Origin of the sequence: Actinoplanes sp. CA-051413 (assembly GCF_050955795.1) — a bacterium.
GTDB lineage: Bacteria > Actinomycetota > Actinomycetes > Mycobacteriales > Micromonosporaceae > Actinoplanes.
The window spans coordinates 3,185,558-3,206,853 of record NZ_CP192100.1 but is presented as its reverse complement, the minus strand read 5'-3'; the positions used below and the strand labels follow the sequence as shown (position 1 = coordinate 3,206,853).

At 69.6% G+C, this 21,296-nt stretch carries 23 protein-coding genes and 1 pseudogene; 12 read left to right on the top strand and 12 right to left on the bottom strand.

Features of this window, described 5'->3' with window-relative positions; all coding sequences use genetic code 11:
* Nucleotides 1-34: 34 nt before the first annotated feature.
* Both ACQP2Y_RS15195 and ACQP2Y_RS15190 read right to left on the bottom strand, forming a co-directional pair.
* Nucleotides 35-880 carry a class I SAM-dependent methyltransferase gene (locus ACQP2Y_RS15195; protein ID WP_433728540.1) on the bottom strand — a complete coding sequence of 282 codons (846 nt, stop codon included), beginning with the start codon at nt 878-880 and terminating at the stop codon, nt 35-37.
* Between the two features lie 14 nt (nt 881-894).
* Nucleotides 895-1,913 (bottom strand): annotated as a pseudogene (locus ACQP2Y_RS15190) (NADPH:quinone reductase).
* Nucleotides 1,914-1,990: 77 nt separating this feature from the next.
* Between ACQP2Y_RS15190 and ACQP2Y_RS15185 the strand changes: the two are divergent.
* From ACQP2Y_RS15185 to ACQP2Y_RS15165, 5 genes are all read left to right on the top strand, one after another.
* On the top strand, nt 1,991-2,341 hold the full coding sequence (locus ACQP2Y_RS15185) for an ArsR/SmtB family transcription factor (protein ID WP_433728538.1): 351 nt from the start codon (nt 1,991-1,993) through the stop codon (nt 2,339-2,341).
* A 117-nt stretch (nt 2,342-2,458) separates the two neighbouring features.
* Nucleotides 2,459-4,639, top strand: a complete 2,181-nt coding sequence (locus ACQP2Y_RS15180) for an MMPL family transporter (RefSeq protein ID WP_433728536.1) — start codon at nt 2,459-2,461, stop codon at nt 4,637-4,639.
* Nucleotides 4,640-4,661: 22 nt separating this feature from the next.
* A complete protein-coding gene (locus ACQP2Y_RS15175) occupies nt 4,662-5,810 on the top strand; it encodes a sensor histidine kinase (protein ID WP_433728534.1) in 1,149 nt (382 codons plus the stop codon).
* Nucleotides 5,807-6,469, top strand: coding sequence for a response regulator transcription factor (locus tag ACQP2Y_RS15170; protein WP_433728531.1), 663 nt, complete (start codon nt 5,807-5,809; stop codon nt 6,467-6,469). The genes ACQP2Y_RS15175 and ACQP2Y_RS15170 overlap by 4 nt, the downstream gene beginning before the upstream one ends.
* Nucleotides 6,470-6,573: 104 nt before the next feature.
* Nucleotides 6,574-7,167, top strand: a complete 594-nt coding sequence (locus ACQP2Y_RS15165) for a hypothetical protein (protein ID WP_433728529.1) — start codon at nt 6,574-6,576, stop codon at nt 7,165-7,167.
* Between the two features lie 79 nt (nt 7,168-7,246).
* On the opposite strand, the gene ACQP2Y_RS15160 is transcribed toward ACQP2Y_RS15165, so the two are convergent.
* Together ACQP2Y_RS15160 and ACQP2Y_RS15155 are read right to left on the bottom strand one after the other, a co-directional pair.
* Nucleotides 7,247-7,879: a GNAT family N-acetyltransferase gene (locus ACQP2Y_RS15160; RefSeq protein WP_433728526.1), complete on the bottom strand. Its 633-nt coding sequence runs from the start codon at nt 7,877-7,879 to the stop codon at nt 7,247-7,249.
* A gap of 87 nt (nt 7,880-7,966) precedes the next feature.
* Nucleotides 7,967-8,203, bottom strand: a complete 237-nt coding sequence (locus ACQP2Y_RS15155) for a hypothetical protein (RefSeq protein WP_433728524.1) — start codon at nt 8,201-8,203, stop codon at nt 7,967-7,969.
* Nucleotides 8,204-8,521: 318 nt separating this feature from the next.
* Here ACQP2Y_RS15155 and ACQP2Y_RS15150 point away from each other — a divergent pair, with 318 nt between their 5' ends.
* Complete coding sequence (locus tag ACQP2Y_RS15150) at nt 8,522-9,577, top strand: helix-turn-helix domain-containing protein (RefSeq protein WP_433728521.1); 1,056 nt, start codon at nt 8,522-8,524, stop codon at nt 9,575-9,577.
* Nucleotides 9,578-10,702, top strand: coding sequence for a hypothetical protein (locus tag ACQP2Y_RS15145; RefSeq protein ID WP_433728518.1), 1,125 nt, complete (start codon nt 9,578-9,580; stop codon nt 10,700-10,702).
* Nucleotides 10,703-10,783: 81 nt separating this feature from the next.
* Here ACQP2Y_RS15145 and ACQP2Y_RS15140 read toward each other — a convergent pair whose 3' ends face one another.
* Nucleotides 10,784-11,461 (bottom strand): DUF4253 domain-containing protein, encoded by a 678-nt coding sequence (locus ACQP2Y_RS15140; RefSeq protein ID WP_433728516.1) that lies wholly within the window; start codon nt 11,459-11,461, stop codon nt 10,784-10,786.
* Nucleotides 11,462-11,584: 123 nt separating this feature from the next.
* Between ACQP2Y_RS15140 and ACQP2Y_RS15135 the strand changes: the two genes are divergently transcribed.
* Both ACQP2Y_RS15135 and ACQP2Y_RS15130 read left to right on the top strand, forming a co-directional pair.
* Complete coding sequence (locus ACQP2Y_RS15135) at nt 11,585-12,163, top strand: DUF2975 domain-containing protein (RefSeq protein WP_433728514.1); 579 nt, start codon at nt 11,585-11,587, stop codon at nt 12,161-12,163.
* Complete coding sequence (locus ACQP2Y_RS15130; RefSeq protein ID WP_433728512.1) at nt 12,163-12,402, top strand: helix-turn-helix domain-containing protein; 240 nt, start codon at nt 12,163-12,165, stop codon at nt 12,400-12,402. Before ACQP2Y_RS15135 ends, ACQP2Y_RS15130 begins: the two co-directional genes overlap by 1 nt.
* Nucleotides 12,403-12,416: 14 nt before the next feature.
* Here the strand turns inward: ACQP2Y_RS15130 and ACQP2Y_RS15125 are convergent, their stop codons facing one another.
* Entirely contained in the window at nt 12,417-13,385 is a 969-nt protein-coding gene (locus tag ACQP2Y_RS15125; protein WP_433728510.1) for a zinc-binding dehydrogenase, read from the bottom strand.
* A gap of 159 nt (nt 13,386-13,544) precedes the next feature.
* Between ACQP2Y_RS15125 and ACQP2Y_RS15120 the strand changes: the two genes are divergently transcribed.
* Nucleotides 13,545-14,462 carry an aminoglycoside phosphotransferase family protein gene (locus ACQP2Y_RS15120; protein WP_433728508.1) on the top strand — a complete coding sequence of 306 codons (918 nt, stop codon included), beginning with the start codon at nt 13,545-13,547 and terminating at the stop codon, nt 14,460-14,462.
* On the opposite strand, the gene ACQP2Y_RS15115 is transcribed toward ACQP2Y_RS15120, so the two are convergent.
* From ACQP2Y_RS15115 to ACQP2Y_RS15100, 4 genes are read right to left on the bottom strand one after another with little or no spacing between them, the layout of a single operon-like run.
* Complete coding sequence (locus ACQP2Y_RS15115) at nt 14,452-14,763, bottom strand: hypothetical protein (protein WP_433728506.1); 312 nt, start codon at nt 14,761-14,763, stop codon at nt 14,452-14,454. The genes ACQP2Y_RS15120 and ACQP2Y_RS15115 overlap by 11 nt on opposite strands.
* A 31-nt stretch (nt 14,764-14,794) precedes the next feature.
* Nucleotides 14,795-16,045: an endo-1,4-beta-xylanase gene (locus tag ACQP2Y_RS15110; protein ID WP_433728504.1), complete on the bottom strand. Its 1,251-nt coding sequence runs from the start codon at nt 16,043-16,045 to the stop codon at nt 14,795-14,797.
* Entirely contained in the window at nt 16,038-16,514 is a 477-nt protein-coding gene (locus tag ACQP2Y_RS15105) for an SRPBCC family protein (protein WP_433728502.1), read from the bottom strand. The genes ACQP2Y_RS15110 and ACQP2Y_RS15105 overlap by 8 nt, the downstream gene beginning before the upstream one ends.
* Nucleotides 16,515-16,520: 6 nt before the next feature.
* Nucleotides 16,521-17,540 (bottom strand): NADPH:quinone reductase, encoded by a 1,020-nt coding sequence (locus tag ACQP2Y_RS15100; RefSeq protein ID WP_433728500.1) that lies wholly within the window; start codon nt 17,538-17,540, stop codon nt 16,521-16,523.
* Nucleotides 17,541-17,835: 295 nt separating this feature from the next.
* On the opposite strand from ACQP2Y_RS15100, the gene ACQP2Y_RS15095 reads away from it, so the two are divergent.
* Together ACQP2Y_RS15095 and ACQP2Y_RS15090 are read left to right on the top strand one after the other, a co-directional pair.
* A complete protein-coding gene (locus ACQP2Y_RS15095) occupies nt 17,836-19,185 on the top strand; it encodes an MFS transporter (RefSeq protein WP_433728498.1) in 1,350 nt (449 codons plus the stop codon).
* Between the two features lie 418 nt (nt 19,186-19,603).
* On the top strand, nt 19,604-20,491 hold the full coding sequence (locus ACQP2Y_RS15090; protein WP_433728496.1) for a helix-turn-helix transcriptional regulator: 888 nt from the start codon (nt 19,604-19,606) through the stop codon (nt 20,489-20,491).
* A 16-nt stretch (nt 20,492-20,507) separates the two neighbouring features.
* Here the strand turns inward: ACQP2Y_RS15090 and ACQP2Y_RS15085 are convergent, their stop codons facing one another.
* A complete protein-coding gene (locus ACQP2Y_RS15085) occupies nt 20,508-20,867 on the bottom strand; it encodes a cyclophilin-like fold protein (RefSeq protein ID WP_433728494.1) in 360 nt (119 codons plus the stop codon).
* A 233-nt stretch (nt 20,868-21,100) separates the two neighbouring features.
* Nucleotides 21,101-21,265 (bottom strand): hypothetical protein, encoded by a 165-nt coding sequence (locus ACQP2Y_RS15080; RefSeq protein WP_433728493.1) that lies wholly within the window; start codon nt 21,263-21,265, stop codon nt 21,101-21,103.
* Nucleotides 21,266-21,296 lie beyond the last annotated feature (31 nt).

Below are 21,296 nucleotides of genomic sequence, written 5' to 3'. Positions count from 1 at the left end.
CGTGTCCCACGACCACTCACTGTGCACGTGATTGTCAGGAGGTAAGGGCACCGGACGACCTCCGTGGTGAGAACCTGAACCGCACGATTCGCGTCGAGCGTTTCAGACCCGGCAGCAGGGTGAGCAGCCGGTAGATGCGGCGGACGGTCGCGGGCGCCTTGGCCTTCAGCAGTGCCGCGTCGTACATCGGCGCCTCGTCGACGAATTCCAGCCGCGGATGCCGCTGGGCCAGCGCCGCCGGGTCGTCGAATCCGCAGTGGAACTGGGCGTCGTACCGGCGCAGCGTGGGATCCCAGCGCGAGGTGCGCCACGCCCAGACCGGCACCGTGTCGAACTGCAGCTGCCCACTGGGAAAGGCGTCGACGACGGTGGTGAGCAGCCGCCGGACGTCGGCCTCGGTCAGATAGGGCACCAGCCCCTCGGCGATCAGGAGCAGCGGGCGGTCGCGGGGAATGCGGTCCAGCCAGGCCAGATCGGTGACGCTGGTGCCGAGCTGAACGTAGTGCTCACGCGGCGGCAGCAACTGTTTCCGCAACTCGATGACGGCCGGATAGTCCAGGTCGAACCAGTCGACGGTGGCCGGCGGGTCGATCCGGTGGACCCGGGCATCGAGGCCGCAGCCCAGGTGCAGCACGACCGCGTCGGGATGATCGGCGAGAAAGCCCCGGGCCCAGGTGTCGTGGGCCAGACTCCGGATCACGGCGACGAGGCCCAGCTGCGTAGCGCCGCGGCCTCGGTCGTAGCCGGGATCGAGCCGGCGCATCACCCGCTCGGCGTACTGGTCACCGAGGATCGGGTCCGGCAGGCGGTTGTCCAGGGCTTTGGCCTTGAGAACAGGCGTGAGCGTCTTCTGCACGCCGACAAGTTCAGCGCCATCCACAAAGCGACCCTACTTCAGAGCATGAGGTCCACCAGGACCTTGCCGACCGCTCCGTTCTCCACTGATCGGTGGGCGTCGGCGGTGCGGTGCAGCGGGAAGCGGAGCAGCGGCAGGCCGTGTTCCTCGCCGACCGGCAGGGCGCCGTCTCGGATCGCGGCGGCGACGTCTTCGACGGCTGCGGCGCGCGCCTGCGGGCCGGCCGTGTAGAGCACCAGGAACTGCAGGCGCGTGTTCAGCACCTGTTCTGCCCCACGTTCAGCTCGACCGCGTGTCCACCCTCGTTGGCGTACGTCGCGATCGTGCCGCGGGTGCGCAGCACCACCAGGTCCAGAGCCAGGTTCGCACCCAGCGCCACCTCGGCGACGATGTCGACGCCGTCCGGGGCGAACGCACGGATCGCGGCGGACGGGTCGCCCTCGCGATAGTTGACGGTGTGGTGGGCTCCGGCCGCGGTGGCCAGTTTCGCCTTCTCCGCGCCACTGACCGTGCTGATCACGGTGGCGCCGGCCCAGCGGGCGAGCTGGATCACCGCGTGCCCGACCGCGCCGGCCCCGCCCGCGGCGAGCACCACCTTGCCGTCGAGGGCGCCGGGGTGCAGGCGGCGGGGTCCGTCCTCGGTCACCGTGAGTGCACGGTGTGCGGTGAGCGCGGGTACGCCGAGTGAGGCGCCGACGTCGAAACTGACCGCGTCGGGCAGCGGCACGGCCTGATCGGCGGGTACGACGGTGAACTCGGCGGCGGTGCCGGTGGGCCGACCCGCCGCGGCCATGAACAACCAGACACGCCGGCCGATCCGGCCTGGGTCCACGCCCTCACCGACGGCGTCGATCACACCGGCGCCGTCGAGGTGCGGGGTCATCTCAGTGAACAGCTTGCGGTGGGCGAGGCCGGAACGGGCCTGCCAGTCGGTCGGGTTGACCCCGGAAACGGCGACCCTGACGCGGACCTCGCCGGGCCCGGGCGCGGGCCGGTCACGCTCGACGAGCTGGAGTACGCCGGGGTCGCCGTTCTCGCGGTAGACGATCGCCTTCATGATTGCCCCCTGTTCGATCTGCGTCGAACAGTACGACGACGGTCGAACTTTGCGCAAGATCTGGCTAGGCTCGTCCCGTGACCGAGGTGATCGAACCCGCCATCGAGACCGTGACGATCGACGTGGTGCTCAGCGCACTGGCCGATCCGGTGCGGCTCACGTTCGTCCGCGCCCTCGACGCCGCCGGGGACTGGACGTGCGGCAGTGACGTCCTCAGAGACACCGGCGTCACCATCGGCAAATCAACGCTGTCGCACCACATCAAGGTGCTGCGCGACGCCGGCCTGATCCGCACACGGGTCGACGGCATCCGGCGGCTGGTGACGCTCCGCTACGACGACGTGGAGCAACGCTTCCCCGGGCTGCTGACGATGCTGCGCACGCCCGGCCCGGCCCGCGCCGCCACGGAGACGCCCGCCGAAGCGTGAGCCGTACTGCAATTTTCGTATTCAGAGCCTGCACCTGCACGACGACGCGACCGGGGCCCGGCCGAGAGGCTTTGGGCAACGTTCGACAGAGAAGTGGAGTGTCGTCCCATGGCAGGCATGCTCAGTCGTCTTGGTCGCTTTTCCTATCGCCGGCGGTGGCTGGTCGTCGCGGTGTGGCTGCTCGCGCTCAGCGGGATGGTCCTGCTCGCCGTCAAGTCGGAAGGCCCGGTCAACACCCGGGCGACGATGCCGGGAATCGAGTCCCAACAGGCGTTCGACCTCATCGCGGAGCGCTTCCCCGGCGCCGCCGCGGACGGGGCGTCGGCGACCCTCGTGTTCGTTGCTCCGCCGGGTCAGGCGTTGACGTCCGCGGAGAACGCGAAGGCCATCGACGCGGCGCTGGCGACCATCTCGGGTGGTCCTCAGGTGGCGCGGGTCGTACGGCCCTCGACCGGCGGGAGCATCAGCGCCGACGGTTCGACCGGGTTCGCGTCGGTGTCGTACGGGGTGCCGTCGTCCGAGGTGACCGAGGAGTCGCGCATCGCGCTAACCGACGCGGTGGGGCGAGCGCGTGCTGCCGGGTTGACGGCGGAGATGTCCGGCTCCGCTCTCAAGACCGGCACCCGGATGAGTCCCATGGAGCTCGCCGGAGTGGCGATCGCCGCTGTCGTGCTGCTGATGACGTTCGGTTCGATGGTGGCCGCGGGTCTGCCGCTCCTCACGGCGGTCATCGGGGTGGCGATCTCGTTCCTCGGCGTCTGGGCGGTGGCCGGCCCACTGGAGATGGCGATCACCAGCGGGATGCTCGCCCTGATGCTGGGCCTGGCAGTCGGCATCGACTACGCGATGTTCGTGGTGTCCCGCTACCGGGAAGAGCACCACGGCGGGGACGACGCCGAGCGGGCGGCCGGTCGCGCCGTGGGAACGGCCGGCTCCGCAGTGGCCTTCGCCGGGATGACCGTGGTGATCGCGCTCGCCGGCCTGTCGGTGGTGGGAATCCCGTCGCTGGCGAAGATGGGTCTGGCCGCCGCCGGCGCGGTGGTGGTGGCCGTCCTGGTGGCGCTGACTCTGGTCCCGGCGTTGCTGGGCTTCGCCCCGAACCGGGTCCTCGCCCGAGCGCACCGCCGTGGCGGCGCCCCCACCCCGACTCGCCGCTCGGTAGCGCGTCCCTGGATGCGGCTGGTGCTGCGCCGTCCGCTCGCGATCACGCTGGCCGGCGCCGCGCTGCTGACCGCGATCGCCGTTCCCGCCTTGTCACTGCAACTCGGCACCCCCGGGGACGCCTCGCGGCCGGTCACGGAGACCCAGCGGCGCGCGTACGACCTGCGGGCCGCGGCGTTCGGTCCCGGGTTCAACGGTCCGCTGACGGTGGTGGTCGACGCGCGTGGTGCCGCGGATCCGGAAGCCGCGGTGGCGACCGTGGCGGACAGCATCAGGACGACCAGCGGCGTGGTGTCGGTGTCCAAGGCGAGCTTCAACCAGCAGGGCGACACGGCGATCCTGACCGCCGTACCGTCGAGCGGCCCGACCGACGCACGCACCGAGACCCTGGTGGAAACGCTGCGGGCGGCACGCCCGGGCGTGGAGGCCGCAGGGAACGTGAGCTACGAGATCACCGGCACCACCGCCCTGGACATCGACATGGCACGCAAGACGCAGTCGGCGCTCGTGCCGTACGTGTCGATCGTGATCGGTCTTGCCGTGCTGCTTCTGCTGGTGGTGTTCCGGTCGGTCTGGGTCCCCGTCAAGGCGGCGCTCGGTTTCCTGCTGTCGCTGTTCGCCGCGCTCGGGGTGATCGTCGCGGTGTTCCAGTGGGGCTGGGCGGCCGGCGTGCTCGGCGTCGAGCAGACCGGGCCGGTCATGAGCCTGATGCCGATCCTGCTCGTGGGCATCGTGTTCGGGCTGGCGATGGACTACGAGGTCTTCCTGGTGTCGCGGATGCGCGAGGCCCACGCGCACGGCCGGCCGGCCCACGATGCGATCGTCACCGGCTTCGAGCAGAGCTCGAAAGTTGTGGTCGCGGCCGCGGTGATCATGATCGCGGTGTTCGGCGGGTTCGCGGCGGCCGACGAACCGCTGATCAAAATGGTGGGCCTCGGGCTCGCGTGCGCGGTCTTCTTCGATGCGTTCGTGGTTCGCCTGACGCTGGTGCCCGCCGTCCTGCAACTGCTCGGTGAGCGCGCCTGGTGGCTGCCGCGCCGGCTCGACCGGGTGCTGCCGCACGTCGACGTGGAAGGCGAGTCGCTGAGCGAAGAGCAGCCTGAGCCCGAGCCGGCTCACGCGCTGAGCGCGCGTTGATCACCCGGGTAGTGTCGGCCCGATGAACGTGCTCGCCGCGCTGGTCGCGTTCATCTTCGCTGTCCTCGGGGCCAGCCTCAGCACCGAGGGCATCTTCCGGCCGGACGAGCTGCTTCCCGGTGCGATTCTCAGCCTGGTCGCGAGCGTCGCCCTGTTCGCGGCCGCCCGCCGGCCTCGAGCGGCGACCGCCGTCGCGATCTGCTGCGAAGCCGCCGCCTGCGCGGCCGGCTACCTGCCGACACCGTTGCTGCTGGCCCCGCTGATCGGGTGCCTGTACCGGCTGACGGTGCCGCTCGGCCCCAGGCCGGCCGCCTGGTGGACGGGGATCGCGGTGAGCGCGGTGATCCTCGGTGGGGTGACGACCGACGCGACCCCGACTGGCGGGTCCGTGCTCCTGCGGACCGTCGGCGTCGCCCTGTGGCTGATTCCGGCGGTGTTCGCCGGCCGGATGACCCATGCGTACCTGCAGATGGTCGAGGCCCGCGCCGAGGAGGCGGAACGCCGCCGGGACGACGACGTACGCCGCCGGGTGAGCGAGGAACGCCTGCGCATCGCCCGGGACCTGCACGATGTTGTCGCGCACCACCTGGCCGTCGCCAACGCGCAGGCCGGGACGGCGGCCCACCTGCTGACCAAGCGTCCCGAGCAGGCACGCGAGCTGCTCGCCGGGCTGAGCGGCTCCACCTCGGCCGCTCTGCGGGAGCTCAAAGCGACCGTGGGGCTGCTCCGGGACCCCGGCGACGACTCCGCAGCGGGCACCATCCCGGCGCCCGGCTTCGACCAGCTCCCGGAACTGGTCGAAGCCTGCCGGGCGGCCGGGATCGACGTCCGCGTCATCAGCGAGGGGACGCCGCGGCGCCTACCGCCGCTGGTCGAGCTGACTGCGTTCCGGATCGTGCAGGAAGCCCTGACCAACGTCACCAAACACGCGGTCAGCCCGGTCGTCACGATCTCCCTGACCTACGACGAGGACACGTTCCGCGCCCGGGTGGTGAACACCTCGGCCGGTCCCGGTCCGGGCGGAACCGGAGGCTACGGGCTGATCGGCATGCGGCAGCGCGCCCTCGCGGTGGGCGGGTCGGTCCGGGCGGGCCCGGACGGCCTTGACCGGTACGCGGTCGCGCTCACGATCCCACTGGCCCCCTGGCAGGAAGAACGGGTATCCCGATGATCCAGATTCTCCTCGCCGACGACCAGGCGTTGCTGCGCTCGACGTTCCGCATGCTGATCGACTCCTGCGACGACATGACAGTCGTGGCCGAGGCCGCGAACGGCGAGGAAGCGGTCGAGCTGGCCCGGCGGCACCGGCCGGACCTGGTGCTGATGGACATCCGGATGCCGGTCGTCGATGGACTGGCCGCAACCAGACGCATCTGCGCCACGCCCGAACTGGCCGGCACCCGCGTGCTGATCCTCACCACGTTCGAGACCGACGAGTACGTGGCCCGCGCGCTCGAGGCCGGGGCCAGCGGGTTCCTCGGCAAGGACGTCACGTCGGATGGACTGTTGGCCGGGATCCGTACCGTGGTCGGCGGGGAGGCCCTGCTCTCGCCGGCGGCGACCCGCACGCTCATCGACCGCTTCCTGTCCGGTCCCGGCAGCGTCGGCGAGCTGCCCCAGGGCTCGCTGGCGACGCTGACCGGCCGGGAACGCGAGATCACCGCGCTGGCCGCCCACGGCCTGTCCAACCAGGAGATCGCCGAGCGGCTGGTCGTGAGCCCGCTGACGGTCCGGACCCACATCCACCGGGCAATGATGAAAGTCGGGGCGCGTGATCGTGCCCAGCTGGTGGTCGTCGCCTATCAGCAGGGACTGGTCCGGGTGCAGTGAGCGCGGCCCCCGTTCGGGCGACAAGTGATAGCCCGCAAGAGTGACAAGGCGACAAATCGCCTTCGGACCGCGTCATGAGCGGCCGGGTTCGGGCTCTTCTCGGTATGGCAATGTTTCCGAACTTCCTCCGCAAGGCGGCGATGGTCGGCCTGGCCGTCTCCGCGATCTCTCTGCCCGTCCTCGGCGGTTCCGCTTCGGCGGCGCCGGTGAGCCCGGCCGCTCCGGCGGCAGTCGTCAAGGCGCCGGCGCTGAGCCCGGCCGCCAAGATGTTCATGCGGCGTGACCGCAACGCCGTGTGCATCAACGCGCACGTCCAGAACATCGGCTGGCAGGGCTGGCGTTGTTCCAGCGACCGCCGGCCCGCGCTGGCCGGCACCGTGGGCCAGTCCCTGCGGCTCGAGGCGCTGTCGGTCTCGACCCGCCGTACCGGTGGGGTGTGCGCCCAGGCGCACGTGCAGAACCAGGGCTGGCAGCGCACCCGCTGCACCGGTCGCAACGACACGGTGACCGTCGGGACCGAGGGCCAGTCCCTGCGGCTCGAGGCGCTGCGTCTGAGCACCCGTACGGGCATCTGCGCCCAGGGCCACGTGCAGAACATCGGCTGGCAGAACTGGCAGTGCTCGCGCCGCAGCGGACAGGTCGAGATCGGCACCGTCGGCCGGTCCCTGAGCCTCGAGGCACTGCGCGTCCGCGTCTGACCCGTCCCCGATGTGGATACGCCTGCGGAAGCCCTCCGACTTCCGCAGGCGTATTCGTCGTGTCCGGGGTGGTAGCGCGTTACTGCGCAGGCTGGGTAATGCGTGCCGAAAAGGCAGCGCGTACCGGCTGCGAGTTGCGCCAGCTCGTGGGCGGCCCCCAGAAGCGGGTGCGGTCGTTGTTCTGCAGGTCCAGCACCATCAGCTCGTACGCGGTCGGCCGCTCGGGCTGCTCGCGGAACGATCTCCCGGCGACCATCCGCTGCCCCCATCGCCGCCCCTCCAGCCGCTCATAGCCCAACCGTTCATAGAGCCGGATGGCGTCCTTGTTGTGCACGTCCACCCCGAGCGCGACGTGGCTGTGCCCAAACTCCCGGAGCTGTTCGTGAGCCGCCTTCAGCAGTTGGGTGCCGATGGTCCGCCGGCGCATGTCTTCCTTCACCCATAGCTGGTGCAGGATGGGCACACCGGGCAGCTCCTGCCGGACGATGCGCTCGTCGGCCGGCTCGCGAAGCACGAAGAGCCCACCTACCGGCCTGTCATGGTGCAGAGCGACCAATACGATCCCTCGTTTGGACCTCTGCAAGGGCATGTGCTTGCGGAAGTACTTCGCATGCCCACGCCCCAGCGTCTTGGACATCAGCGGGATGTGCTCCGGCAGGAGCGGACAGATCACCGAGGCGAGGGCAGAGGGTAGAGGGCTTTCCAATTCCACGAGTCAGGTCCTCACAGACGGACGACGCCCCGCCCAGGCACGTCGGCCCTGGGCGAGCGCATTCTCTTCACTTGTGTCGGCCGCCGGTCAAAGGATCGCGAACGCGCCAACTCCAAGGGCGGCGACGGTCGTGAGCACGATGATTGCTCGGAATATCCGGCGCTGGATGGGGGTCACCCTCCACTGCCGCTGACCCTGGAGCAGGTCGATGGTCGCCCACCCGAGGAGCACGCACAACGTCAACAGAGTTGCGTTGACGAAGGTAACGGTAAGGTCGTTGTTTTCTGCGCTTCCGCTGGTCAGCGGATTTACGAACGAGCTCATCAGCCCTACCTTTGAGGGCATCGTCGAGGCTTCCTTCCTGCCTTGAATCGATGGAGTTAGCGGGAAAGATTCGCGGGTGCGGTACCTCGCTGTTTGTGTTCATGCCTCTTCTCAGACCTTCGCATACGCCGCGGGCTCGTTGCGCGGAGAGCGCCGGCCGAAGCATCATGTCTCCCCTACTTCAGGAATCGCTGAATACCGTCTGTTGCGAGGCTGAGTCTGAAGGTAGCCTTCAGCTATGAGCTGAAGCTATAGTTCAGCGCCCTTTGTCGGAATGCCATCGTGCGTCATGACCTTGAAAGGCACCGAATGGCGGAGGTGGACGCAGACGCCCTTGCTCGCCGGCTCCGTGAACTGCGGGAGAGCGGCCTCTTCGGCACGCGGGTGACCCAGCGGGGGCTGGCCACGGCGTTGGGTGCCACGGGCCAGCTGATCTCTTCCTGGGAACGGATCGACGCACCGACGACACCGCCCGCGGAGCGACTTCAGGGATACGCCCGTTTCTTCGCCACTCCTCGCTCACTCGAGGACGGCCATCCCAGGCTCCTCACCGACCAAGAGTTGAGTGCGCAAGACCTGGCCCGGCTCGAGGCATTGGAGAACGAACTCCTCGGAATGCGCGCTGCGGCACTCGGGCAGGCCGGAAGTAGCCACCTGGTCAACCAACTCCGGTCGTCGGCAGGCACGGCGCCGTTGCGATTCCCGCCCGGCGAAGACATCACCATCGTCTCGGCGCAGCTGCCCGCCGATCGGTGGCCGACGCAGATCACCCCGATCGACCCGGACTACGTGGAGTCCTACCAGTACGCCGACCTCGATTCCTTGATCGAGCTGTTCGGTCACATCCGGGCGGTCAACCCGGACAACCAGGTGAGCATTCGGGTTCCGGAGAAGCTCGTCGACGACGATCGGTCCGGCCACCTGGTACTGCTCGGCGGCGTGGACTGGAACGGGCTGGTCAGCCGGATGTACCGGCGCGTCGGTGTCCCGCTCCGACAGCTCTCCCGGGCCACGGACGCGGACCCTGGCGGGTTCCAGCTCGGCGAGGGACCCTCCTCCGAAATCTTGACGCCCACACTGGAGGAGGAAGACGAGTTCACCGACATCGGCCACTTCCTCCAGGCCCCCAACCCCTACAACACCAAGCGGTCACTGACCATCTTCAATGCATCGTATGCTCTGGGGGTCTATGGGATGGTTCGTGCACTTACCGATGTGCGGCTGCGTGACCGGAATGCGGGCTACCTTGCGACGAGATTCGCGGAAAGTAATGTTTCGAGTATTCTCTGTTATGTTCAGATCATCGCCGGCGGCATCAGGGTTCCTGACTGGAACTCGCCCGAGAGTCTCCTGCATGAATGGCCGGAGGCGTGAATGACGGAACGTCCGCCTCCCGCCGGCAGGCGGACGATGGTCCACCACCAACCGTCCCACGACCAGCTCCTGCGCGAACTCGACACATCCCGCCAGTCGACGATTGACGCGATCATCGTGCCGTCCGCGCGGCGGGTCGAGTCATTGGGGCCGGCCTTGAGGCTGGCGAACGTCCTCGACTGTCCGGCACTCGTGCTCTGCAGTGGAGCCTCCCATCCGGGTGAGGTAGTCGACGCAGCGATGGCATCCCGGGCAGAGGCCATCGCGGTCGACTTCCGCGACGCCGAGTTGCCACTGGTGCTGGAGAGCAGCCGGGCCATCAGTCATCTGCCGCACGGCGAGAAGTACCACAACAGCAGCCTCAAGCGGAACGTGGGCCTGCTCGTCGCCCATATGACCGGCACCTGGCGCCGGGTGCTGTATCACGACGATGACATCGAGATCATCCACGACTTCCACGCGCGGGCCGCCGCTGCCTGGCTCTCGGAGTTCCACGCTGTCGGTCTGGAGATCAAGAATTTTCCGGATAACTCCGTGGTGTGTCATGCCTCCCGTGAGGCGGGCAACGAACAGTCAACCTTCATCGGTGGTGGTGCGCTCGCCGTTCACATCGACGAGTTGGACCAGTTCTTTCCGGACATCTACAACGAGGACTGGCTGTTCATCGCGGACGCGGTCAGTGCCCGCAAAGTCGGCCGCCTCGGTATGGCGACACAGGCGGCCTACGACCCCTTCGCCGAGGCCGACCGCGCGTGGTTCCAGGAGTTCGGCGACTGCATCGCCGAAGGTGTTTACGCGAGCCTGCACGTCAGCCAGGAGATCGACGAGAGCCTCGATTACTGGACGTCGTTCCTCGCTGACCGGGCCCACTTCATCGCGAAACTCCGCGACGGGGTGACCGGCACGGCGGAGGGGACAAAAGTGCGGGCGTCGCTGGACGCGGCAGCGGCGGCGCTACAGAGGATCGAGCCGATCGACTGCGTCCAATTCCTGCGATCCTGGGCTTCGGACAAGCCGCGGTGGCGGAAAGCCAAGCAGGGGCTTCCGGTGAACGTGAAGGTGCACATGGCTCTGGCGGAGCTCAACCTGCATTCGTTCGCCAAGACCCAGGACTTCCCGAACTGACCCGGCGTCGCTCCCCTGGCCTTGCCGCCAATGGTTCGGAGGGCCGGTGCGGCGATCGCATTGGGCAGCCTCTATCTAGAGTCACGGACGGTTGTAGAGGCACCATTGGTTCAGCTCGCGGAGGGCCCGGGCATAGGCCCGCACCGTGGTCCGCGCAGTCAGCCCCGCTATCGCCACGTGTTCGAGCGCCAGCCGCTCGGCATCCGCCAGCTCCGTCGGGGGCTGCGGCACCGTGAAGCCGTTGGCCAGCCCGATCGTGGTCGGGGCCGCGCCGTACCGCTCGTGCCACCGACGGGCCGCGGCAAGCAGCAGGTCGCCCGGAGTGCCCCACCTGCCGTACGGATTCAGGTAGGCGAAGGCGGTCCACGGCGCCGGACGGGGCAGGATGACCAGCAGTTCCGGATCTCCGTACCCGGTCACGTCGTAGCCGTCGAGGTAGTAGCCCTCGTCGCCGGTGCCCAGCAACTCTTGCTCAGGGTGGGAGAAACTGTGCAGGCGCCCCAGTTCGGCATCGACGTCGGCGGTCCGGGCCCAGGCGATCAGGTCGCTCGGGCTGCTGTCGTGATGGAAGTCGGGATCCAGGACCGCGTCGCTCTCGAAAGCCAGTACGGGATTGTGATCCGGGAGGGCGGCGCGGGCGGAGCGCAACAACTGCTGGGCGTCGCCGGCCGGGCGGACCACGATCACCGTCTCGTCGTGGATGCGTACCTGTTGCGCCCGATGGTTTTCGAGCCCGGCGGCTCGAAGGATCTTGTCCACCACGTCACGGTAGTCATGGACCGCCGAGCCGTCATCAACGCCGGCGCCGGCCGGACTCCCCCTTGACAGACCAGCGGATGATATCGATTGTCAATACATCGATTATCGATAAGGAGATGGGTCATGGTCGAGCGCCACCGCCCCTTCGCTCGCATCCGCAGCTTCCTCTGGGTGCTGATACTGACCGACATCGTGGCCATTCTCGGCCAGGTCCTGCAGCTCGACGGCCCGGCCACCCGCCGCTTCGACGTGCTGCCGAAGGCGCTGCCCGTCGGGCAGCCCTCCACCGAGCTGCGCATCCAGGCCGTGAGCGTGTCGATCCAGGACCCGACCGCCTACCAGACCGTGCTCGACCTGCTCGCCGGTCCACTCCCGCTGGCGGTCGGCACAATGCCGATCATCTGGTACGCCCTGCGCCTCATCGACCGCATCACCGCCACGCAGCCGTTCACCCAGGCCACCGCAACCGGCCTGCGCCGCCTCGGCGTGGTCGTCCTGATCGCCGGCGCCGCCTCCGAGATCGTCCGCAGCATCGCCGCCTATCTGCTGGCGGCCACCGTGGTGCCGCCCGGCGAGCGGATGGTGATGGTCGACTACACCCTCAGCGTCTGGTGGCTGATGCTCGGCCTCCTGCTGCTGGCGTTCGCCCAGATCATCGGGTACGGCCGGGGCCTGCGCGCCGAGCTCGACACGGTCATCTGATGCCACCCGAGGAACAACACCGCGTCGTCCTGCACCTCGACGCCCTGCTCGCCCGCAAGGGCCTGACCCTCACCGAGCTCGCCGACCGGGTGGGCCTGACCCTGGCCAACCTGTCGATCCTCAAGAACGGCCGGGCCAAGGCGATCCGCTTCAGCACACTGACCGCCCTCTGCGACGCCCTCGACTGCCAGCCCGGCGACCTCCTCGAGGTCACCGACCGAACCGGCAGCCGGAGGTAGTGTCCTTGAGCCGGCTAGCTCCCCGGCGTGAGGACGATTCTGCCGAACACGTCGCCGGCATCGAGCTTCTGGTGGGCCAGCACGGCTTGGTCCAGGGGCAGCACCTCGTGCACGACCGCCTCGTACTCCCCTCGGCCAGCCGCGTCGAGCAGGTCGGCCGTCACGGCGTACCGGTCGGGCTCGGGCACCGTGTTGGCGCTGAAGGTCGCGAACGACATCGATTTCTGGAACGCACCGACCATCTTCATGCCGAAGTCCGCCGGCGGGTCGCCGGCGACCGCGCCGACCAGCACCATGCGGCCGTTCGGATTGAGCCGGGCGAAGAACGACGGCAGGGCCGGGCCGGCGACGATGTCGATGATGACGTCGTAGCCGGCGGGGTCGCCCGGCGTTCCCGCACCGGCGCGGTCCAGCACGTGGGTGGCGCCGAGCTTGCGCAGGCGGTCACCGCGCTCGGGCGACGATGTCGTGACCGCCACCGCACCGGCACCGCCGCGGACGGCGAGCTGGACCGTCATGATGCCGATGCCGCCGGCCGCGCCGCGCACCAGCACCGACTCGCCGGCGGCGAAGTGCGCGTGGCGCAGGCCGAAGTGGGCCACCGCGGCGGAGCTACCGACCGTCACCGCGCCGACGGCCGACAAGTTCGCCGGGAGGGGAATCAGCGTCGCCGCCGGGGCGACCGCCTGCTCGGCGTAGCCGCCGCCGACGCCGGTGAACGCCCACACCCGCCGGCCGACCCACGCCGGGTCGACGCCGTCGCCGGTCGCGGCCACGGTGCCCGCGATTTCGCCGCCGAGGATGTGACCTTCGGTGAAACCGTACGCGGTGAGCGCGCCGCTCCGGATCAGGGTGTCCACACCGCCGACGCCGATCGCTTCGGTGCTGATCACCACCTGGCCCTCGGCGGGGCTGGGCTCCGGCAGGTCGACGACCGCCAGGCCGTGCGGGCTTCCGAACGCCTGGATGGCGGCAGCCTTCACGTGCTTCCTCTCGTCGTGCAGTGCACCGGACCGACACCGCGCCGGACCGATACCGCGGACGTTAACGGACGCCTCCGTCTGTTCAGTCGAAGTGAGAGCGGTGACCGACCGTTTGCCTCACGCCGGCGGGGTCGCGAGGCCCAAGTACCGTGACTTCCCGTGATCGAGTCCGAGATTGAGGTCAGCGAAGATCTGGTCCGCGACCTGTTGCGCGAGCAGCACCCGGACCTGGCCGACCGTCCCATCCGCGAGGTGGCGAGCGGCTGGGGGAACCAGATGTGGCGCCTCGGGGACGACCTGGTCGTCCGGATGCAGCGGATGGACACGAGCCCCGATCCGCAGCTCAAGGAGCGGCGTTGGCTGCCGGTGCTGGGCCCGCGCCTGCCGCTGCCGATCCCGGCTCCGGTGCGCCACGGAACGCCGTCCGAGCGCTTCCCCAAGATGTGGACGGTCATGACCTGGGTCGACGGCACGTCCCTGGACGAGGGGACGATCGTCCGCGGCGACCACGCGGCCGACACGTTGGCGGCCTTCCTCAGAGCGCTGCACGTGGAGCCGCCCGCCGACGCGCCGGGTGCCTCGGACTTCGGCACCCATCCCAAGGATTCCAGGGGCGGGTTCGAGCATTTCCTGGCGGCCGTGGACCTCGACGCCTTCGGTTTTGCCGAGGACGACATCCGGGCCGTGTGGGACGACGCGGCGGCGACCCCCGAGTGGCCGGGTCCACGGGTGTGGGTGCACGGAGACCTGCATCCGGCGAACGTCGTCGTCGCCGACGGCACGCTGGCGGGCGTCGTCGACTTCGGCGCGCTCTTCGCCGGCGATCCGGCCTGGGACCTCGGGGCTGCCTGGCTGCTGCTGCCCGAGGGAAGCGTCTCGCGGTTCTTCGACAGCTACGGCCGGGTGGACGAGGCGACGGTCCGGCGGGCGCGCGGGCTGGCCGCCCTGAAGAGCCTGTTCCTGATGCTGATGGGTCAGAACGGGGACCGTGGCCTGCCCGGCGGCAAGCCGAAGTGGGGACCCGCCGGCCGGTCGGCCCTTGACCGTGTCCTGAAAGGCGGGGATGTCAGGTGCTGAAACCTCCGCACATGTAGAGGACGCTGACGGCCAGTCCCAGCAGCCAACCAAGAACAAGGCCCCATGAGGACAGCGGCCCGAGGCGCCATCGCAGGGCGATGCAGACGCCCAGCAGGACGATCTGGGCGATCCCGTACGTCGTCGCGACGATGACGAGCACACCGGCCTTCTCGCCGGTGTCCAGGTCGGCGTTCGGGCCACCGCCGGCGTTGACAGCCGCGACCATCGTGACGCCGACAGCGACACCATGGCCGGCGAGAGCGACGACGGCCCCGGTCCATGCCGGCTTGGTGATCATCATGGACGGAGTGTGGCAAACGCCCGCCAGGGAACTATTCCGCGATCTGCACTGACGCGGCGGTCTGGCCGGGACGGACGGTGAACGGGGTTCTGGACACCGTGTAGTCGCCGTAGAGGCCGCGTACCACGACTGTGCCGTCGGAGCCGGTTCGCATCTCGGTCGGTGGCAGCCACCACTGTCCCTTGATGAGATCCTTCAGCGCGTCGTACGAGGGCTTACGGCTGCCGTCCGCGCGCACCAGCCCGACCGGCGCGCCCAGCCAGGCGCCGTCGTCGGTGAGCCCCCAGTAGTTGATCGATGCGACGGCGGGGTGGGCCATCAGCGACCGGTAGTGCCGGACGATCTCGTCGGCCTGGCGGGCCTCCCCCTCGGGCGTCGTCGGCCAGTCCGGGATCTGGTAGTCGTTGAGATCCACGATCTCGGGCGGCATCAGGTGCCCGGACACCAGGGTGCTCTCGGTCAGGTGCAACGGCAGGCCGTAGCGGGCGAACCGGTCGAGCATGCCCCGCATGTACTCCTCACCGCGGTACCCCTGGTGCATGTGGGTCTGCAACCCGATCGCGTCGATCCGGATGCCGGCTTCGAGCACCCCTTCGATCAGGCACTCGTACGCCGAACTGAGGTCGAAGTCGTTGAGCACCAGGGTGACCGCCGGATGGGCCGCGCGGGCCTCCTCGAACGCCATCCGCACCATGGCGATGCGGCCCCGGGACCGGGCGAGCCGGGTGATGGCGTTGTCCCCGTTCGCGAAGACCGGCATGATCACGGCCTCGTTGATGGCGTCCCAGACGTCGATCACGCCGGCGAATCCACCGACGAGCTCGCGGATCCGGTTGCGCTGCAGCCGTTCCACCTCGTCGAGGTCGAGGTCGAGCAGCCACGGCGGCTGCACCGTGTGCCAGACCAGCGGGTGACCCTTGACGGTGACGCCGCGGTCGGCGAGCCAGCGTGCGGTTCGCGTGAGCCGTTCGATGTCGGTCGTGCCCGGCCGCGGCTCGTAGGGTCCCCAGTAGAACGGCAGGGTCGCGGTGTTGAACAGGTTGAGCCACAGGTCGCCCAGCCGGTCCAGGTTCAGGGCCGTCGCGCCGCCGAAGGCCGGGCCGGCCGCGTCGGGCGGTGGACCACCGACGAGGCTCACGAAGTCGAAACCGATGTTGCCGAACGGGAACGCGTGTCGCTGCTGGGCCACGGTGACGACCCGGTCGGTCAGCGGCCGTCGGTCCGGCCCGAGCACGGTGAGAGTGACCTCGCCGATCCGGTGCTGCATGCTGTCGTCAGGCACTGTCCCGTTCCTCCTGATGCTCGGCGAGCTGCTTGATGTGGGCCGCGCGCTGCTCGAGCAGCCGTCGCAGATACGGCGAGAGCACCACTCGGGTCACCAGAGCACCGAGCGGACCGAACGGCGCGGTGATCGTCATGCGGTCGATCATCTGTGTCCGCCCGCCACCGAGGTCCTCGAAGACGTGTTCGTGGACGAGAGCGCGGAACGGCCCGCGGACCTGCTCGTCGACGAACCGACGCGGAGGCTCATGGGCGGTGATGCGGCTGGTCATGGACCAGACGATGCCGAAGTGACGCGCGCGGAACGTGACCTCGTCCCCGAGCCGGACTTCCCGCCTGCCGGTGCTCGTCGTAGCCGTCTCCCGGCTCCCGGCCAGGGAAGCGGCGTGGACGTCCATGTCCAGTTCCAGCGCGAAGACCACCCCGGCTGTCGCCTGGATGTCCGTCACGACCTCGATGAGTGCGGGCATCGGCCGTCAGGACGCGACGTCGACCAGGACCTTGCCGACCGTGCCCTGCTCCACCGCCCGGTGCGCGTCGGCGGTGCGCTCCAGCGGGAAGCGGACCAGTGGCAGGCCGTGCTCCTCCCCGACCGGCAGGACGCCGTCACCCACGGCCGCCGCGACGTCCTCGGCGGCTGCCGCGAGCGCCTCCGGTCCCACCGTGTAGAGCACGAGGAACTGGAAGCGCGTGTTCAGCATCATGTTCTGCCGTACGTCCAGCTCCACCGGCTTGCCGCCGTCGTTGGCGTACGTCGATATCGTGCCCCGGGTGCGCAGCACGGCCAGGTCCAGGGCGAGGTTCGCGCCCAGCGCGACCTCGGCGATGATGTCGACGCCGTCCGGGGCGATCTCCCGGATGCGCGCGGCCGGATCACCCTCGCGGTAGTTGATCACGTGGTGGGCGCCGGCGGCGGTGGCCAGCCGGGCCTTCTCCGGCCCGCTGATCGTGCTGATGACGGTGGCGCCGGCCCACCGGGCGAGCTGGATGACCGCGTGCCCGACCGCACCGGCCCCGCCCGCGGCGAGCACGACCTTGCCGTCGAGCGCTCCGGGCCGCAGGCGCCGCGGCCCGTCCTCGGCGACGGTCAGCGCCCGGTGCGCGGTGAGAGCCGGTACGCCGAGCGAGGCGCCGACGTCGAACCCGACCGCGTCGGGCAGCGGCACGGCCTGGGCGGAGGGGACGACGGTGAACTCGGCGGCGGTGCCGGTCGGGCGCCCGGCCGTGGCCATGTAGAGCCAGACCCGCTGCCCGACCCGGCCCTGGTCGACGCCCGCGCCGACCGCCTCGATCACTCCGGCGCCGTCCAGATGCGGCGTGACCTCGGGAAACTGCAGGGAGTTGGTGGCGCCCGAGCGGGTCTTCCAGTCGGTGGGGTTCACCCCGGACACGGTGACGCGGACGCGTACCTCGCCCGGGCCGGGGGTGGGCAGGTCGCGCTCGGCGAGCTGAAGAACGTCGGGATCGCCGGTGGTGCCGTACACGATGGCCTTCATGCCGTGATTCTTCCAGGCCGGGCGGTCCGGATGCCCGTCAGAACGACGTCCAGGTAGCGCCGCGTCAGCGGGGCGCGCTCGTCCCGGGTGGCGTGCACGGTCCTGGCCCGTACCCCACCCGGCAGCAAAGCCACGCACCTGGCCGGCACCGCGCACCTCGAACGAGTCATCCGGCGCGGCCAACGCACCCGGGACTTCGACCCGGCCCTGCCGGCCGGCTGCGGCTGTGCGGTGTCGCCGGTACCGGCGGCAAATGACTGGACATGAACCCCGCTCGACGTTCTACCGTCGGGCCATGACCGCGATCACGGGCCACCGCCGCACGTTTTTCCACCTGCTGGTGAGCACGCTGCTGGTGTCGGTGGTGAACTACACCGTCTGGTTCGCGGTGACCTTCTGGGTGTACCTGCAGACCCGCTCGGTCTTCGCCACGGGCCTGGTCGCCGCCGTGTTCCTCGTGCTCACCGCGCTGACCGGCATCTGGTTCGGCAGCCTGGTCGACCACCACGCGAAGAAGACGATGATGCAGATCTCCGCGGCCGTCTCGCTCCTGCTGTACGCGGCCGCGTTCACCCTGTACCTCGTCACGCCCCCGGCCTCGTTCACCGATGCGGGCAGCGTGCCGCTGTGGGCGTTCGTCCTGCTGCTCATGGTGGGTGTCATCGCCGGCAGCATCCGTACGATCGCGCTGCCGACGCTGGTGACCGTGCTGATCGACGAGGACGCCCGGGACCGGGCCAACGGGCTCGTCGGCACGACGTCGGGTACCTCGTTCCTGGTCACCTCGGTGATCAGCGGCATCCTGGTCGGGATCGACGGCATGTTCTGGGTGCTGGCGCCGGCCCTGGTGGTCCTGGTCCTCGCCCTGGTCCACCTCGCGGTGGTGCCGGTGCCCGCCCCGGCGGTGGAGGTGCCCGCCGGCGAGGAACGCCGCGTCGACCTGCGCGGGACGATCCGCGTAGTGGCCGAGGTGCCCGGGCTGACCGCGCTGATCCTGTTCTCCGCGTTCAACAACCTGCTCGGCGGCGTTTTCATGGCGCTGCTGGACGCGTACGGGCTGTCCCTCGTCTCGGTGCAGGCGTGGGGACTGTTGTGGGGCGTGCTGAGCACCGGGTTCATCGTGGGTGGGCTGCTCATCGCGCGTACCGGGCTGAGCCGTAACCCGGTCCGGTTGCTGCTGCTGGTCAACATCGCCCTGTGGACCGTGACGCTGCTGTTCCCGCTGCGTTCGTCGGTGTGGCTGATGGCGGCCGGCCTGTACGTCTACATGCTGGCCGTACCGTTCGCCGAGGCGGCCGAGCAGACCATCCTGCAGAAGGTGGTGCCGTACGAGCGGCAGGGCCGGGTCTTCGGCTTCGCGCAGAGCGTGGAGCAGGCCGCGTCCCCGCTGACCGCGTTCCTCATCGCGCCGGTGGCCCAGTTCGTGGTCATCCCGTTCATGACCGACGGCGCCGGGGCCCGGACGATCGGCGGCTGGTTCGGCACCGGGGCGGACCGCGGGCTCGCGCTGGTGTTCGTGCTGACCGGGGTGATCGGTCTGATCGCCACCGTGGTGGCGCTGAACAGCCGGCCGTACCGTCGGCTCAGCGCCCGGTACACGCAGGAGCCGGCACCCGCGGCGCCCGAAACTGCTGTAACAGGGTGATCCCATACGGCCAGGCCGCTGATCACGCATGACGGGCGGATCCGTGATGGCATCAAGCCATCTGTGAGCGATGACGTCGTCCACGCCGAACGGGCCCGCGACCTCGAGCCGGGCGGGATCGACGTCCGCGATGCCGACCCGGCCTGCGCCGGCAGCGCGCGCCACCAGCGCCGCCAGCACACCGATCGGGCCGACGCCGGTGATCAGCACCTGGGAACCCATCCCGACGCCCGCCCGCCGGTTCGCCCAGATACCCACCGACAGCGGCTCGATGAGGGCTGCCGCGTCGTCACTCAAGGCGTCCGGAACGGGATGTGCGACTGCATGGTGCACGCTGACGCGAGGCACGGGTGGTCCCGGACGATGGGTGTACTGGCAGGGCATCCCAGCCCGATTGAGCTCGTCGTACCGTCGGGACATGGACAACCGAGCCGAGGTCCGCGAATTTCTCACCACGCGACGCGCGAAGATCAGCCCCGAGCAGGCCGGTCTGCCCTCCTCCGGGCAGCGGCGCGTGCCCGGGTTGCGCCGCAGCGAGGTCGCGGCCCTGGCCGGGATGAGCGTCGAGTACTACGCCAAGCTCGAACGCGGCACTCTCGCCGGGGTCTCCCCCGGTGTCCTCGACGCGATCGCCCGCACCCTGCGGCTCGACGACGCCGAACGCGCCCACCTGATGCGCCTGGCCCACGAGGCCGACGGCAGCAACGTCGTCCTGCGCCCACAGCGCCGGCGCCGGCCGGGACAGATCCGGCCGAGCCTGCAATGGGCGCTGGACACCATCACCACCGGCCCGGCCATCGTCGTCGACAACCGCCAGGACCTGCTCGCCGCCAACCACCTCGGCCGCGCCATGTACAGCGACGTCTACGCCGACCCCAACCGGCCACCGAACTTCGCCCGGTTCACCTTTCTCGACAACGCGGCCCGCCGCTTCTACCCCAACTTCGACCTCGCCGCCGACATGACCGTCGCGAACCTGCGCACGGCAGCCGGCAAGGACCCCCACGACAAGGGCCTGCACGACCTCGTCGGTGAGCTGTCCACCCGCAGCGACGACTTCCGCCGCCGCTGGGGCGCTCACAACGTGCGCATTCACGGGACCGGCGTCAAGACCTTCCACCACCGCGCCGTCGGCGACCTCGAACTCGCCTACGAAAGCATGGACCTGCGCGCCGACCCCGGCCTCACCATGACCCTGTACGCCGCGCAGCCCGCCTCCCCCACCGAGGACGCCCTGCGCCTGCTCGCCTCCTGGGCCGCCACTCACCAGACCCCGGCCTCCGACGAGCGGCTCACCAACCGCTGACCTGAGATGACCTTCCTCAGCCGGCCTGGACGTCGACGTTCGCGGTGACGGCACCTTCCATGTCGGCGATCCGGCCGGCCGCGTCGCCGTCCAGGTGACCGATGATCACGATGCCGGGGTAGTACGACTGATCGCCGTAGTAGAGGACCAGATCGTTGCCGGGTGCGTAGTAGCCGACATCGCCGACGTCGGGGTCGGCACCGTCCGGTTGACCGTCCAGCGACAGCGGTGACGGCAGCGGGCCGGTCTTCTCCACCGAGCCGTGATCGGTCATCGCGACGGTCAGCGGTAGCTGGGCGACCAGATCACGACCCGCGGCACTGTCCAAGATCGTGGCCGAGAAGCGCTCGCCGCCGATGGCGATGCTGATCTTCATCTGCTCCTCCTGAGGGGATGCGGTCTCGGTGCCACTCGGCTGGGGTGTCGCCGGTCCGGTAGCTGATGCACCCGCCCGGGTGTCCTCAGACCGGTCGGGGTCGCCACAGCCGGCAACAGCCAGTCCGGCGATGGTCAACAGCGCTGCGCAGACGGCCGCGCGGGAGGCTGGCATGACGTCTCCATCTGTCGGGTGGGCTGCCACACAGGCCCCAGGCGTGCTCAGTGCAGCTGTCACACCCGTGGACAGAGGTCGTCCACCGGAGCCGGTTGCTCGATGACAAGCACGATCGCGGATTCGGGATGCGGCGGATCGGCGGGCCCGGGCGCGATCCAAAGCAGTGACGTCAACGCGACGGCCAGGGCCACCGCCAGTTTCATACCGAGGGTCACACGCACGTCTCGGTCCTTTCTCAACGTGCAGGCAGCA